The organism is Agromyces subbeticus DSM 16689, assembly GCF_000421565.1.
In the GTDB taxonomy this organism is placed as follows: domain Bacteria; phylum Actinomycetota; class Actinomycetes; order Actinomycetales; family Microbacteriaceae; genus Agromyces; species Agromyces subbeticus.
Map to the genome: position 1 here is coordinate 50,910 of NZ_ATXG01000012.1, position 11,912 is coordinate 62,821.

The window sequence follows — 11,912 nt, forward strand, 5'->3', positions numbered from 1 at the left end:
GAGCCAGTCGAGACCCCCGTGAATCATACGCGAGGTCCTGACTGGCTCGAGCCGTTCAGTGCTGTTTCGGTCTACTTGACCGAGCCGCCAGCGGCGACGATCTTCTGCTCGGCCGAGCCGGAGACCTTGTCGACCGCGACGTTGAGCTTCACCTGGATGTCGCCGTTGCCGAGAACCTTGACGCGCTCGTTCTTGCGAACGGCGCCCTTCTCGACGAGACCGGCGATGGTGACATCGCCGCCCTTGGGGTACAGCTCGGCGAGCTTCTCGAGGTTGACCACCTGGTACTCGACGCGGAACGGGTTCTTGAACCCGCGCAGCTTCGGTGCACGCATGTGGTACGGAAGCTGGCCACCCTCGAACCCGGGGCGGATGTTGTTCCGCGCCTTCGAGCCCTTGGTACCGCGACCGGCCGTCTTACCCTTGGAACCTTCACCGCGTCCGACGCGGGTCTTGTCCTTCTTGGCGCCGGGTGCCGGGCGGAGGTGGTGAACCTTCAGCACCTGCTCGCGCTTCTCGGCGACGTCCTTCTCGGCAGCCTTCTTCGCTGGTGCCTTCTTCGCCGTGGTCTTCGCGGCGTCGGCCGAGTCGGCCTTCGCAGCTGCAGCCTTGGCGGGCGCCTTCTTCTCGGCCGCCTTGGGGGCGGCCTTCGCGGCGGCCGGCTTGTCAGCCGTCTTCTTCGCCGGAGCCTTCTTGGGGGCCTCGGCGGCGACGTCCTTCTTCTCGTCAGCCATTAGTCAATCTCCTCAACCTTCACGAGGTGCGCGACGGTGTTCACGTAGCCGCGGTTCTGCGGGGTGTCCTCGCGAATCACCGAGGCACCGATGCGCTTGAGACCGAGGCTGCGCAGCGTGTCGCGCTGGTACTGCTTCTCGCTCACCTTGGACTTGATCTGGGTCACCTTCAGCTGCTTGGCCATCAGGCACCTGCCTTTGCTGCTGCGGCGGCCTCGGCCGCCTGGGACTCGGCACGCAGCAGACGGGCCGGAGCGACCTCGTCGTAGGGAAGACCACGACGGGCGGCGACCGCACGCGGCTCTTCGAGCTGCGAGAGGGCTGCGACCGTGGCGTGCACGATGTTGATGGTGTTCGACGAACCGAGCGACTTGCTCAGCACGTCGTGGATGCCGGCGCACTCGAGCACGGCGCGCACGGGGCCACCCGCGATGACACCGGTACCGGCGGACGCCGGACGCAGCAGGACGACGCCGGCTGCGGCCTCACCCTGCACGGGGTGTGGGATGGTCGCTCCGATGCGAGGGACGCGGAAGAAGTTCTTCTTCGCCTCCTCGACGCCCTTCGAGATCGCGGTCGGAACCTCGCGCGCCTTGCCGTAGCCGACGCCGACGAGTCCGTTGCCATCGCCCACGACGACGAGCGCCGTGAAGCTGAAGCGACGTCCGCCCTTGACGACCTTCGACACGCGGTTGATGGTCACGACGCGCTCGAGGAACTGGCTCTTCTCGGCGTCACGGCCACCGCGATCGCGGCCACCCTGGTTGCGGTCGCGACCGCCGCCACGGCGGTTGTCGCGTTCGTTGCGGGCCGGCTCCGAAGCTGCGGCCGTCTCGACCGGCGCCTCGACGATCGCCTCGGTCACCTCGGTCTCCTTCGTAGTGTTCTCACTCACAGGTTGAGCCCTGCCTCTCGCGCTCCATCGGCGATCGCTGCGACGCGACCGGCGTACTTGTTGCCGCCGCGGTCGAAGACGACGGACTCGACGCCGGCCTGCTTCGCGCGCTCGGCGACGAGCTCGCCGACCTTCTTGGCCTTGGCGGTCTTGTCACCGTCGAATGCGCGGAGGTCGGCTTCCATCGTGGACGCCGAAGCCAGCGTGCGGCCGGCGGCGTCGTCGACGACCTGAACGAACACGTGACGTGCCGAACGGGTGACAACGAGGCGCGGACGCAGCTCGGTGCCGACGACCTTCTTGCGAAGGCGGGTGTGGCGGCGCGAACGCGCAGCCGTCTTGGTCTTCACAGCCATGATTACTTACCTGACTTTCCGGCCTTGCGACGCACGACCTCGCCGGCGTAGCGGATGCCCTTGCCCTTGTAGGGCTCAGGCTTCTTGATCTTGCGGATGTTCGCGGCGGTCTCGCCGACGGCCTGCTTGTCGATGCCGGCAACGGTGATCTTGTTGTTGCCCTCGACGGTCAGCGTGATGCCGGCCGGGGCCTCGACCACGACGGGGTGCGAGAAGCCGAGGGCGAGCTCGAGCGAGCCGCCCTTCTGGGCCACACGGTACCCGGTGCCGACGATCTCGAGCGCCTTGGAGTAACCCTGGGTCACGCCGATGATCTGGTTGGCGATGAGGGTTCGCGTCAGGCCGTGCAGCGAACGCGAGGTGCGCTCGTCGTCGGGGCGGGTGACGAGAACCTGGTTCTCTTCGAGCTTGACCTCGATCGGGGCGGCGACGGTGAGCGCGAGCTCGCCCTTCGGGCCCTTCACGGAGACGGCCTGGCCGTCGATCTTGACGTCGACGCCCGCGGGGATGTCGATGGGAAGTCGTCCGATTCGTGACATGGAACTACCACACGTAGGCGAGGACTTCTCCGCCTACGCCCTTCTTCTCGGCCTGGCGGTCGGTGAGCAGACCGCTGGAGGTGGACAGGATGGCAACGCCGAGGCCGCCGAGCACCTTGGGGAGCTCCGTCGACTTCGCGTAGACACGAAGGCCGGGCTTGGAGACGCGCTTGATGCCAGCGATCGAACGCTCGCGGTTGGGGCCGAACTTGAGCTGCAGCGTGAGCGTCGTGCCCACGCGCGCATCGGTCACCTCGAAGTCCGCGATGTAGCCCTCCTTCTTCAAGATCTCGGCGATGTGCGCCTTGAGCTTGGAGTTGGGCATCGACACGGAGTCGTGGTGTGCGGAGTTCGCGTTCCGCAGACGGGTCAGCATGTCAGCGACCGGGTCGGTCATCGTCATGACGAGTGTTTCCTTACGTTCACCAGGTTTCAGCGCCCGTTACGCGAGCGATGACCTGTGGTGTCGGCCCCCGCGGATGCGGGGAACCGGAGCGGATGCTGCGAGCGCGAGCCCGCAGCATCCGTGGTTCAGTTGGCGGACTCGGCCGACTTGAAGGGGAAGCCGAGCTGCTTGAGCAGTGCGCGACCCTCTTCATCGGTCTTGGCAGTGGTCACCACAGTGATGTCCATGCCGCGGACGCGGTCGATCTTGTCCTGGTCGATCTCGTGGAACACGGACTGCTCCGTGAGACCGAAGGTGTAGTTGCCGGTGCCGTCGAACTGCTTCTCCGACAGGCCGCGGAAGTCGCGGATGCGGGGCAGTGCGAGCGAGAGCAGGCGGTCGAGGAACTCCCACATGCGGTCGCCGCGAAGCGTCACGTGGGCACCGATCGGCTGGCCCTCGCGCAGCTTGAACTGCGCGATGGACTTGCGAGCCTTGGTGACCTGCGGCTTCTGGCCGGTGATCTTGGTGAGGTCTGCGACCGCACCGTCGATGACCTTGCCATCGCGGGCAGCCTCGCCGACGCCCATGTTCACGACGATCTTCACGAGACCCGGAACCTGGTGCACGTTGGTGTAGCCGTGCTCCGCGAGGAGGGTCTTCGAGATCTCGTCCCGGTACTTGGTCTTCAGACGCGGCTGGATTTTGCCAGCCTGCGTAGCCGTATCGGTCATTACAGGTCCTTACCTGACTTCTTGGCGTAGCGGACGCGGACGGTCTTGTCGACGCCGTCCTTCGTCACGGTCTCGATGCGGAAGCCGACACGGGTCGGCTTCTTCGATTCGGGGTCGACGAGTGCGACGTTCGACACGTGGATCGGGGCCTCGACGGTCTCGATGCCACCGGTCTTCGAGCCGCGCTGCGTCTGGCCGACGCGAACGTGCTTCGTCACGAAGTTGATGCCCTCGACGACGACGCGGTTCTGGGCGACGAGCACCTCGAGCACCTTGCCCTGCTTGCCGCGATCTCCACCGCGAGCCTGGCTGCGGCCGGAGATGACCTGCACGAGGTCACCCTTCTTGATGTTGGCCATGACTTAGATAACCTCCGGTGCCAGCGAGATGATCTTCATGAACTTCTTGTCGCGAAGCTCGCGACCGACCGGTCCGAAGATACGGGTGCCGCGGGGGTCACCATCGTTCTTCAGGATCACTGCGGCGTTCTCGTCGAACTTGATGTACGAGCCGTCTGCGCGACGGGTCTCCTTGACGGTGCGGACGATGACGGCCTTGACCACATCGCCCTTCTTGACGTTGCCGCCCGGGATCGCGTCCTTGACGGTCGCGACGATGGTGTCACCGAGGCCGGCGTACCGGCGCTTCGAGCCACCGAGCACGCGGATCGTGAGCAGCACCTTGGCGCCGGTGTTGTCGGCGACCTTGACTCGTGATTCCTGCTGAAGCACTTTGAACTCCTTCTTTCAAGTAAGCGCGAGGCTTACTTGGCCTTCTCGACGATCTCGACGAGGCGCCAGCGCTTCGTGGCGGAGAGGGGACGGGTCTCGCTGATCACGACGAGGTCGCCGATGCCGGCGGTGTTGGTCTCGTCGTGCGCCTTGACCTTCGAGGTACGGCGCAGAACCTTGCCGTACAGCGGGTGCTTCACGCGGTCTTCGACCTCGACGACGATGGTCTTGTCCATCTTGTCGCTGACGACGTAGCCACGACGAACCTTGCGGTAGCCACGGACGAGCTCGGCCGTGGTGTCGACCTCGGCCGCAGCCTTTTTGGTCTCAGCCATGATCAGGCCTCCTTCGTCTCTGCCTCGGCAGCAGCATCCGTGGATGCCTCGGCCTTGGCCTTCTTGGTCTTCTTCTCGGCCTTGACCGGAATCTCGACCGGCGCGGGCGTGGCCCGGATGCCGAGTTCGCGTTCGCGGATGACCGTGTAAATGCGCGCGATGTCGCGCTTGACCGCCCGCAGGCGGCCGTGGCTTTCGAGCTGACCGGTGGCCGACTGGAAGCGCAGGTTGAACAGCTCTTCCTTGGCCTTCTTCAGCTCATCGACGAGTCGCTCGTCTTCAAAGGTGTCGAGCTCGATCGGGCTGAGCTCTTTGGTGCCGACGGCCATTATGCGTCGCCCTCCTCGCGCTTGATGATGCGTGCCTTGAGGGGCAGCTTGTGGATAGCACGGGTCATGGCCTCACGAGCAAGCTCTTCTGAGACGCCGGAGACCTCGAAGAGGACTCGACCCGGCTTGACGTTCGCGACCCACCACTCGGGCGAACCCTTACCGGAACCCATGCGGGTCTCGGCCGGCTTCTTCGTGAGCGGACGGTCGGGGTAGATGTTGATCCACACCTTGCCGCCGCGCTTGATGTGACGGGTCATCGCGATACGAGCGGACTCGATCTGACGGTTCGTCACGTACGCGGGGGTCAACGCCTGGATACCGTACTCACCGAAGGAAACCTTGGTGCCGCCGGTGGCGTGGCCCGAACGGCCGGGGTGGTGCTGCTTGCGGTACTTGACTCGACGGGGAATCAACATGGTTATGCCTCAACTCCTGCTGCCACCGGCTCCTGCGCCTTCGGCGCACGACGGGGACGGTCACTGCGCTCGGGGCGCGACGACTTCTGGTTGGCCTGCTCGCGGGCGAGCTCCTTGTTGGTGATGTCGCCCTTGTAGATCCAGACCTTCACGCCGATGCGGCCGAAGGTGGTCTTCGCCTCGTAGAAGCCGTAGTCGATGTTCGCGCGCAGGGTGTGCAGGGGCACACGGCCTTCGCGGTAGAACTCGGAACGGCTCATCTCGGCGCCGCCGAGGCGGCCGGAGACCTGGATGCGGACGCCCTTGGCGCCGGCGCGCTGAGCACCCTGCAGGCCCTTGCGCATCGCGCGGCGGAATGCCACACGAGCGGAGAGCTGCTCGGCGATGCCCTGAGCGACGAGCTGAGCGTCGGCCTCAGGGTTCTTCACCTCGAGGATGTTCAGCTGGATCTGCTTGCCGCTGAGCTTCTCGAGGTCGGAGCGGATGCGCTCTGCCTCGGCTCCGCGGCGGCCGATCACGATGCCGGGACGCGCCGTGTGGATGTCCACGCGGACACGGTCACGGGTGCGCTCGATCTCGATGCGCGAGACACCGGCACGATCGAGCGACGTCTGCAGCAGTCGACGGATCTTGATGTCTTCTGCGAGATAGTCGGCGTAACGCTGACCGGGCTTCGTCGAGTCTGAGAACCACCGCGACACATGGTCGGTGGTGATGCCGAGACGGAAGCCGTACGGGTTGACCTTCTGACCCATTACTTCGTACCCTCCTCGGGCGTGGCGAGCACGACGGTGATGTGGCTCGTTCGCTTGTTGATGCGGAAGGCACGACCCTGGGCACGCGGCTGGAATCGCTTGAGGGTGGTGCCCTCATCGACGAAAGCGCTGCTGATGTAGAGGTCCTGCTCGTCCAGATAGGTGTTCGAGGCATCGGCCTTGACGCGAGCGTTCGCGATGGCTGAGGCAACGAGCTTGTACACCGGCTCGCTCGCACCCTGGGGTGCGAACTTCAGGATGGCGAGTGCCTCCTGAGCCTGCTTACCGCGGATCATGTTGACGACGCGGCGGGCCTTCATGGGGGTCACGCGGATGTGTCGCACGCGTGCGATCGACTCCACCATTTCTTCTCCTCCTTCACGTCACCGCTTAGCGGCGACGGCCCTTCTTGTCGTCCTTCACGTGTCCACGGAAGGTGCGGGTGGGGGCGAACTCGCCGAGCTTGTGACCCACCATGGTCTCGGTGACGAACACCGGGATGTGCTTGCGACCGTCGTGCACCGCGATCGTGTGACCCAGCATGGCCGGGATGATCATCGAACGGCGCGACCAGGTCTTGATGACGTTCTTGCTGTTGGCTTCGTTCGCCGTGATCACCTTGCGAAGCAGGTGGTCGTCGACGAAGGGGCCCTTCTTCAGACTGCGTGGCATCTTCTACAACTCCTACTTGCGCTTCTTGCCGACATTGCGGCGGCGAACGATGAGCTTGTCGCTGGGAAGGTCGCGCTTGCGCGTGCGGCCTTCCTTCTGGCCCCAGGGGCTGACGGGGTGACGTCCACCGGACGTCTTGCCCTCGCCACCACCGTGCGGGTGGTCGACCGGGTTCATGGCGACACCGCGGACGGTCGGGCGGACGCCCTTCCAGCGCATGCGGCCGGCCTTGCCCCAGTTGATGTTCGACTGCTCGGCGTTGCCGACCTCGCCGACGGTCGCGCGGCAGCGCGCGTCGACGTTGCGGATCTCGCCCGAGGGCAGACGCAGCTGCGCGTACGGGCCGTCTTTCGCAACGAGGCGAACGGACGCACCGGCCGAACGGGCCATCTTCGCGCCGCCACCGGGGCGGAGCTCGATCGCGTGGATCACGGTACCGGTGGGGATGTTCTTCAGCGGCAGGTTGTTGCCGGGCTTGATGTCGGCGCCGGCGCCGGACTCCACGATGTCGCCCTGCGAGAGCTTGTTCGGAGCCAGGATGTAGCGCTTGGTGCCATCGACGAAGTGCAGCAGCGCGATGCGCGCCGTGCGGTTGGGGTCGTACTCGATGTGAGCGACCTTGGCGTTGATGCCGTCTTTGTCGTTGCGCTTGAAGTCGATCACGCGGTACTGGCGCTTGTGGCCACCACCGATGTGACGGGTCGTGATGCGACCCTGGTTGTTGCGACCACCGGTCTTCGACAGGGGGCGGAGCAGCGACTTCTCGGGCGTCGAGCGCGTGATCTCCGCGAAGTCGGCGACCGACGATCCGCGACGACCGGGAGTCGTGGGCTTGTACTTACGAATAGCCATTCTTATTCCTCTGCTCCCTAGCCGACAGCCGTGAAGATGTCGATCGAGCCGGACTTGAGGGTGACGATCGCGCGCTTGGTGTCCTTGCGCTTGCCAAGGCCGAACCGGGTGCGGCGGGTCTTGCCCTGACGGTTCAGGGTGTTGATCGACGCCACCTGGACGTTGAAGATCTTCTCGATGGCGAGCTTGATCTCGGTCTTGTTCGAGCGGGGGTCCACGATGAACGTGTACTTGCCCTCGTCGATCAGGCCGTAGCTCTTCTCCGAGACGACGGGCGCGATGATGATGTCGCGCGGGTCCTTGTTGTTCGCGGCGGCGGTCATGCCGAGACCTCTTCTTCCTTCTTCGCCGACTTGGAGGCCACGAAGGCCTCGAGTGCGGCGGTGCTGAAGACGATGTCGTCGGAGACGAGCACGTCGTAGGCGTTCAGCTGGTCGACCCGCAGCACGTGCACGGTCGGGATGTTGCGCACCGCGCGCTGCGCCAGCTCTTCACCCTGCGAGAGCACGATGAGGAAGCGCTTGGCGGGAGCGATCGCACCGAGGAGCGCGACGGCGTCCTTGGTCTTCGCGGTCTCGCCGGCCACGAAGCCCTCGACAGCGTGGATGCGGCCGCCGCGAGCGCGGTCGGAGAGCGCGCCGAGCAGTGCTGCGGCGATCATCTTCTTGGGGGTGCGCTGCGAGTAGTCGCGCGGCTGCGGGCCGTGGACGATGCCACCGCCGGTCATCTGAGGAGCACGGATGGAACCCTGACGGGCGCGGCCGGTGCCCTTCTGCTTGAACGGCTTGCGACCTGCGCCGGAAACCTCGCCGCGGGTCTTGGTCTTGTGCGTGCCCTGGCGCGCTGCTGCGAGCTGGGCGACGACGACCTGGTGGATGAGCGGGACGTTGGTCTGCACGTCGAAGAGTTCGGCGGGCAGCTCGACCGAGCCGGACTTCTTGCCGGTCGCGTCGAGCACGTCAATGGTGTTGGCGGTAGCCATGGACTACGCCCCCTTCACTGCGTTGCGGACGAAAACGAGACGGCCGCGAGCACCGGGAACTGCACCCTTGACGAGCAGCAGGCCCTTCTCTGCGTCGACGGCGTGCACGCGGAGGTTGAGCACGGTGACGCGCTCGCCACCCATGCGACCGGCCATGCGCATGCCCTTGAAGACACGGCTGGGGGTCGAGGAAGCACCGATCGAGCCGGGCTTGCGGTGGTTGCGGTGCGAACCGTGCGAAGCGGAGACGCCCTTGAAGTTGTGGCGCTTCATGACACCGGCGAAGCCCTTGCCCTTGCTCGTGCCGACGACGTCGACGAGCTGGCCGGCCTCGAAGGTGGCCTCGACGGTGAGCTCCTGGCCGCGCTCGTACGAGGCGGCGTCAGCGGTGCGCACCTCGGTGAGGTGACGGCGGGGGGTCACGCCTGCGGCGGCGAAGTGGCCGGTCGCGGGCTGGTTGACCTTGCGCGGGTCGATGGCGCCTGCGGCGATCTGCACAGCCTGGTAGCCGTCGTTCTCGACGGTGCGCAGCTGCGTGACCACGTTGGGGGCGATCTCGATGACGGTCACGGGCACGAGCTTGTTGTTCTCGTCCCACACCTGGGTCATGCCGAGCTTCGTGCCCAGCAGTCCCTTCACGTTCTTGGTAGCGGAAGACATCTGTTACCTCAGAGCTTGATCTCGATGTTGACGTCGGCCGGCAGGTCGAGTCGCATGAGCGAGTCGACGGCCTTGGGCGTCGGGTCCACGATGTCGATGAGACGCTTGTGGGTGCGCATCTCGAAGTGCTCGCGGCTGTCCTTGTACTTGTGGGGCGAACGGATGACGCACACCACGTTCTTCTCCGTCGGAAGCGGCACGGGGCCGACGACCGTGGCGCCCGCGCGGGTCACCGTGTCGACGATCTTGCGCGCCGAGGTGTCGATGACCTCGTGGTCATACGACTTCAGTCGAATGCGGATCTTCTGTCCCGCCATTGCTGACTCTCTCTCTGTCAAGGCGTCTTACCCCTTCCGAGGGCATTGGACGCCGCGTAGCTACTCCGTGTGAAGCACCACTGTTCATCTGTCAAAGGCCGGTGATCGAGCCTGTCGAAACCACCCGGGCGGATCTTCTCCGCCGCGGTGCCCTCGACACGCTCGACCTCAAGCCCCTCGCCGACCGCCGGAAGACATGGATCACCCAGGTCAGTGGTTGTCGGCTCAGTTTGTGTTCTGCTCCCCGCGGCCTAGCCTGACCCCTCGCGCTCGACGCGATCTCTCGCTGGAACCGGGTGGCTATGCACTGCCTGGCAGTGATTCGAACGGCACGCAGCATGGCACGCCGTTCGAAATGTTGAACTCAACGAGTTTGCCACAATAAGAGGCTCCATGCAACCCGGGCGTGTCGCGCCCACCCGGTTCACAGCCAGGTCGCAGCCGAGGGATGCCGCGGCCCACCGACATCCGTGATGGAATCGAGCTGACGACCACGACTGGAGGCCCCATGACCGAGCACGCGCACCGGGTCAGCGAGCACATCGGGCCGGGCAGCGTGTCGGTCACGCGCACCGGCGCCCGCACCTACGAGGGCATGAACGAACGCGGGTCGACCGTGCTGATCGGGCCCGCAGAGGCCGAGGGGCACTTCACGCCGGGCGAGTTGCTGAAGCTCGCTCTCGCTGGCTGCGCGGGCATGAGTGCCGACCGGGTCGCCGCCCGCCGCCTCGGCGACGACTTCGAGATGACGGTCTGGGCGCACGGCACCTCGGCGCCCGACAACCGCTACGCCAGCATCGGCGAGGAACTGCTCGTGGATCTCTCGGCGCTCGACGACGCCGAGCGCACGAAGCTCATCGAGCTCATGGTCAAGGCCATCGACCGGAGTTGCACGGTGGCCCGCAGCGTGCACGGGTCGATCGCCCTCGAGACGACGATCGACGGCGCCTCCGTCTGAGTCATCGCCCGTCGGTCACCTCCGTGTCGCGCCGGTCGCAGGCAACCGTGCGCTCGGCCGCGATGCCGGGCGCGACGACTCCCGCACCGACGACGACCGCGACGACTGCAGCGATGCCGCCGAGCATGAACGACGGTCGAGCGCGAAGACCTGCGGCCGGGGCGCGGAACGGATCTTCGATCACGCGCTTGGAGAGGCCCGCGACGAGGAAGGCGAGCACGACGAGCAGGGCCATCACCCACGGCGGGCTCGGCATGCCGATCAGGTAGGGCGTGAACATGAAGATCGGCCAGTGCCAGAGGTAGAGCGAGTACGAGACATCCCCCATCCACTGCACGGGGGCCAGCGCGGCGACTCGAGCGGGTGACCACGCGGCCTTCGGCATCCCCGCCCAGATCACCGCCATCGTGCCCACCACAGGCGCCAGCACGACCACTCCGGGAAAGAGCTCCGGCGAGCGGAATGTCACGATCGGCACGACGATGAGCACGAGCCCCGCCGCCGAGACCGCGCTGCGCAAGCGATGGTGCTGGGGCAGCGGCGCGCCCGCGAGCAGGGCGAGCAGGCCTCCGGCACCGAACTCCCAGGTACGGGTGAGGGTCGAGAAGTACGCGAGGTCCGAGTCCTGTCCGGTCAGCACCAGGCAGTACACGAGGGAGGCGGCGGTGACCGCACCGAGGGTGACCGTCAGCACCACGCGGGAGCCGGACGCCCTGCGCGCGGCGACCCAGAGCGCCGCGATGAGAAGCAGCGGCCAGAACAGGTAGAACTGCTCCTCGACCGAGAGCGACCAGTAGTGCTGCACCGGTGTGGACTCGAGATCGGCGCGAGCCGGGATCTGCGAATCGACGGCGAGCTGCCAGTTCTCGAAGTACAGGGCGCTCGCCACGATCTCGCGGAACCATGCGCGCCATTCCCGCTGGGGCACGACCGCGACGGTGAGCAACGAGACCGCGAGCAGCACGGCGAGCGCCGCCGGCAGGATGCGGCGAGCACGGCGCAGGTAGAAGGCGCGCAGCGAGATACGGCCGCGCTGCTCGGCCTCGCGGAGCAGCAGCCCGGTGATGAGAAAACCCGAGACGACGAAGAAGACGTCGACGCCCATGTAGCCGGCGGGGGCCACGGCGGGCCAGCCGTGATGGAGCACGACGGCTCCGACGGCGAGCGCCCGCAGAGCCTGTACCTCGGGGCGAACCGTCGATCGAACGAATGGCTGAGGGGGAACTGCCATCTGCTCAAGCGTAGAGCGGCGGATGCGG

General features: G+C 66.1%; 22 protein-coding genes. 1 reads left to right on the forward strand and 21 read right to left on the reverse strand.

From position 1 onward, the window contains the following. Positions 1-71 precede the first annotated feature (71 nt). The 20 genes from rplO to rpsJ form a co-directional block, all read right to left on the reverse strand. Positions 72-734: a 50S ribosomal protein L15 gene (gene rplO, locus H521_RS0115120; RefSeq protein ID WP_022893864.1), complete on the reverse strand. Its 663-nt coding sequence runs from the start codon at positions 732-734 to the stop codon at positions 72-74. Continuing rightward, on the reverse strand, positions 734-919 hold the full coding sequence (gene rpmD, locus H521_RS0115125; RefSeq protein ID WP_022893865.1) for a 50S ribosomal protein L30: 186 nt from the start codon (positions 917-919) through the stop codon (positions 734-736). The genes rplO and rpmD overlap by 1 nt, the downstream gene beginning before the upstream one ends. Beyond that, positions 919-1,629, reverse strand: a complete 711-nt coding sequence (gene rpsE / locus H521_RS0115130) for a 30S ribosomal protein S5 (RefSeq protein WP_022893866.1) — start codon at positions 1,627-1,629, stop codon at positions 919-921. Before rpsE ends, rpmD begins: the two co-directional genes overlap by 1 nt. Continuing rightward, positions 1,626-1,985, reverse strand: coding sequence for a 50S ribosomal protein L18 (gene rplR / locus H521_RS0115135; protein ID WP_022893867.1), 360 nt, complete (start codon positions 1,983-1,985; stop codon positions 1,626-1,628). Before rplR ends, rpsE begins: the two co-directional genes overlap by 4 nt. A 2-nt stretch (positions 1,986-1,987) precedes the next feature. Beyond that, positions 1,988-2,524: a 50S ribosomal protein L6 gene (gene rplF, locus H521_RS0115140; RefSeq protein ID WP_022893868.1), complete on the reverse strand. Its 537-nt coding sequence runs from the start codon at positions 2,522-2,524 to the stop codon at positions 1,988-1,990. 4 nt (positions 2,525-2,528) lie between these two features. Then, positions 2,529-2,927, reverse strand: coding sequence for a 30S ribosomal protein S8 (gene rpsH, locus H521_RS0115145; protein ID WP_022893869.1), 399 nt, complete (start codon positions 2,925-2,927; stop codon positions 2,529-2,531). Between the two features lie 128 nt (positions 2,928-3,055). Further along, positions 3,056-3,643 (reverse strand): 50S ribosomal protein L5, encoded by a 588-nt coding sequence (rplE, locus tag H521_RS0115150; protein WP_022893870.1) that lies wholly within the window; start codon positions 3,641-3,643, stop codon positions 3,056-3,058. Then, positions 3,643-4,002, reverse strand: coding sequence for a 50S ribosomal protein L24 (rplX, locus tag H521_RS0115155; RefSeq protein ID WP_022893871.1), 360 nt, complete (start codon positions 4,000-4,002; stop codon positions 3,643-3,645). The genes rplE and rplX overlap by 1 nt, the downstream gene beginning before the upstream one ends. Positions 4,003-4,005: 3 nt before the next feature. Further along, complete coding sequence (gene rplN, locus H521_RS0115160) at positions 4,006-4,374, reverse strand: 50S ribosomal protein L14 (RefSeq protein WP_022893872.1); 369 nt, start codon at positions 4,372-4,374, stop codon at positions 4,006-4,008. Between the two features lie 32 nt (positions 4,375-4,406). Beyond that, a complete protein-coding gene (gene rpsQ, locus H521_RS0115165; RefSeq protein WP_022893873.1) occupies positions 4,407-4,709 on the reverse strand; it encodes a 30S ribosomal protein S17 in 303 nt (100 codons plus the stop codon). A gap of 2 nt (positions 4,710-4,711) precedes the next feature. Further along, complete coding sequence (rpmC, locus tag H521_RS26600; protein ID WP_022893874.1) at positions 4,712-5,038, reverse strand: 50S ribosomal protein L29; 327 nt, start codon at positions 5,036-5,038, stop codon at positions 4,712-4,714. Continuing rightward, on the reverse strand, positions 5,038-5,457 hold the full coding sequence (gene rplP / locus H521_RS0115175; RefSeq protein WP_022893875.1) for a 50S ribosomal protein L16: 420 nt from the start codon (positions 5,455-5,457) through the stop codon (positions 5,038-5,040). The genes rpmC and rplP overlap by 1 nt, the downstream gene beginning before the upstream one ends. Before the next feature lie 2 nt (positions 5,458-5,459). Further along, positions 5,460-6,212 (reverse strand): 30S ribosomal protein S3, encoded by a 753-nt coding sequence (gene rpsC, locus H521_RS0115180; RefSeq protein WP_022893876.1) that lies wholly within the window; start codon positions 6,210-6,212, stop codon positions 5,460-5,462. Then, positions 6,212-6,577 (reverse strand): 50S ribosomal protein L22, encoded by a 366-nt coding sequence (gene rplV, locus H521_RS0115185; RefSeq protein WP_022893877.1) that lies wholly within the window; start codon positions 6,575-6,577, stop codon positions 6,212-6,214. Before rplV ends, rpsC begins: the two co-directional genes overlap by 1 nt. Before the next feature lie 25 nt (positions 6,578-6,602). Then, positions 6,603-6,884: a 30S ribosomal protein S19 gene (rpsS, locus tag H521_RS0115190; RefSeq protein ID WP_022893878.1), complete on the reverse strand. Its 282-nt coding sequence runs from the start codon at positions 6,882-6,884 to the stop codon at positions 6,603-6,605. A gap of 12 nt (positions 6,885-6,896) precedes the next feature. Continuing rightward, on the reverse strand, positions 6,897-7,736 hold the full coding sequence (gene rplB / locus H521_RS0115195) for a 50S ribosomal protein L2 (RefSeq protein ID WP_022893879.1): 840 nt from the start codon (positions 7,734-7,736) through the stop codon (positions 6,897-6,899). A gap of 17 nt (positions 7,737-7,753) precedes the next feature. Beyond that, on the reverse strand, positions 7,754-8,059 hold the full coding sequence (gene rplW, locus H521_RS0115200; protein WP_022893880.1) for a 50S ribosomal protein L23: 306 nt from the start codon (positions 8,057-8,059) through the stop codon (positions 7,754-7,756). Beyond that, positions 8,056-8,718, reverse strand: coding sequence for a 50S ribosomal protein L4 (rplD, locus tag H521_RS0115205; RefSeq protein WP_022893881.1), 663 nt, complete (start codon positions 8,716-8,718; stop codon positions 8,056-8,058). Before rplD ends, rplW begins: the two co-directional genes overlap by 4 nt. Positions 8,719-8,721: 3 nt before the next feature. After that, positions 8,722-9,378 (reverse strand): 50S ribosomal protein L3, encoded by a 657-nt coding sequence (gene rplC / locus H521_RS0115210; protein WP_022893882.1) that lies wholly within the window; start codon positions 9,376-9,378, stop codon positions 8,722-8,724. Positions 9,379-9,386: 8 nt separating this feature from the next. After that, positions 9,387-9,695: a 30S ribosomal protein S10 gene (gene rpsJ, locus H521_RS0115215; protein ID WP_017201594.1), complete on the reverse strand. Its 309-nt coding sequence runs from the start codon at positions 9,693-9,695 to the stop codon at positions 9,387-9,389. Positions 9,696-10,203: 508 nt separating this feature from the next. Between rpsJ and H521_RS23685 the strand changes: the two genes are divergently transcribed. After that, complete coding sequence (locus tag H521_RS23685; protein WP_022893883.1) at positions 10,204-10,653, forward strand: OsmC family protein; 450 nt, start codon at positions 10,204-10,206, stop codon at positions 10,651-10,653. A gap of 1 nt (position 10,654) precedes the next feature. Here the strand turns inward: H521_RS23685 and H521_RS23690 are convergent, their stop codons facing one another. Further along, positions 10,655-11,884, reverse strand: a complete 1,230-nt coding sequence (locus tag H521_RS23690) for an acyltransferase family protein (RefSeq protein ID WP_022893884.1) — start codon at positions 11,882-11,884, stop codon at positions 10,655-10,657. Positions 11,885-11,912: the final 28 nt, after the last annotated feature.

Excerpts from the sequence above, each read along its gene's own strand:
- rplO (WP_022893864.1), bottom strand. The coding sequence starts at position 734 with ATGGCTGACGAGAAGAAGGACGTCGCCGCCGAGGCCCCCAAGAAGGCT.
- rpmD (WP_022893865.1), bottom strand. The coding sequence starts at position 919 with ATGGCCAAGCAGCTGAAGGTGACCCAGATCAAGTCCAAGGTGAGCGAG.
- rplR (WP_022893867.1), bottom strand. The coding sequence starts at position 1,985 with ATGGCTGTGAAGACCAAGACGGCTGCGCGTTCGCGCCGCCACACCCGC.
- rplF (WP_022893868.1), bottom strand. The coding sequence starts at position 2,524 with ATGTCACGAATCGGACGACTTCCCATCGACATCCCCGCGGGCGTCGAC.
- rpsH (WP_022893869.1), bottom strand. The coding sequence starts at position 2,927 with ATGACGATGACCGACCCGGTCGCTGACATGCTGACCCGTCTGCGGAAC.
- rplE (WP_022893870.1), bottom strand. The coding sequence starts at position 3,643 with ATGACCGATACGGCTACGCAGGCTGGCAAAATCCAGCCGCGTCTGAAG.
- rplX (WP_022893871.1), bottom strand. The coding sequence starts at position 4,002 with ATGGCCAACATCAAGAAGGGTGACCTCGTGCAGGTCATCTCCGGCCGC.
- rpsQ (WP_022893873.1), bottom strand. The coding sequence starts at position 4,709 with ATGGCTGAGACCAAAAAGGCTGCGGCCGAGGTCGACACCACGGCCGAG.
- rpmC (WP_022893874.1), bottom strand. The coding sequence starts at position 5,038 with ATGGCCGTCGGCACCAAAGAGCTCAGCCCGATCGAGCTCGACACCTTT.
- rplP (WP_022893875.1), bottom strand. The coding sequence starts at position 5,457 with ATGTTGATTCCCCGTCGAGTCAAGTACCGCAAGCAGCACCACCCCGGC.
- rpsC (WP_022893876.1), bottom strand. The coding sequence starts at position 6,212 with ATGGGTCAGAAGGTCAACCCGTACGGCTTCCGTCTCGGCATCACCACC.
- rplV (WP_022893877.1), bottom strand. The coding sequence starts at position 6,577 with ATGGTGGAGTCGATCGCACGCGTGCGACACATCCGCGTGACCCCCATG.
- rpsS (WP_022893878.1), bottom strand. The coding sequence starts at position 6,884 with ATGCCACGCAGTCTGAAGAAGGGCCCCTTCGTCGACGACCACCTGCTT.
- rplB (WP_022893879.1), bottom strand. The coding sequence starts at position 7,736 with ATGGCTATTCGTAAGTACAAGCCCACGACTCCCGGTCGTCGCGGATCG.
- rplW (WP_022893880.1), bottom strand. The coding sequence starts at position 8,059 with ATGACCGCCGCCGCGAACAACAAGGACCCGCGCGACATCATCATCGCG.
- rplD (WP_022893881.1), bottom strand. The coding sequence starts at position 8,718 with ATGGCTACCGCCAACACCATTGACGTGCTCGACGCGACCGGCAAGAAG.
- rplC (WP_022893882.1), bottom strand. The coding sequence starts at position 9,378 with ATGTCTTCCGCTACCAAGAACGTGAAGGGACTGCTGGGCACGAAGCTC.
- rpsJ (WP_017201594.1), bottom strand. The coding sequence starts at position 9,695 with ATGGCGGGACAGAAGATCCGCATTCGACTGAAGTCGTATGACCACGAG.
- H521_RS23685 (WP_022893883.1), top strand. The coding sequence starts at position 10,204 with ATGACCGAGCACGCGCACCGGGTCAGCGAGCACATCGGGCCGGGCAGC.
- H521_RS23690 (WP_022893884.1), bottom strand. The coding sequence starts at position 11,884 with ATGGCAGTTCCCCCTCAGCCATTCGTTCGATCGACGGTTCGCCCCGAG.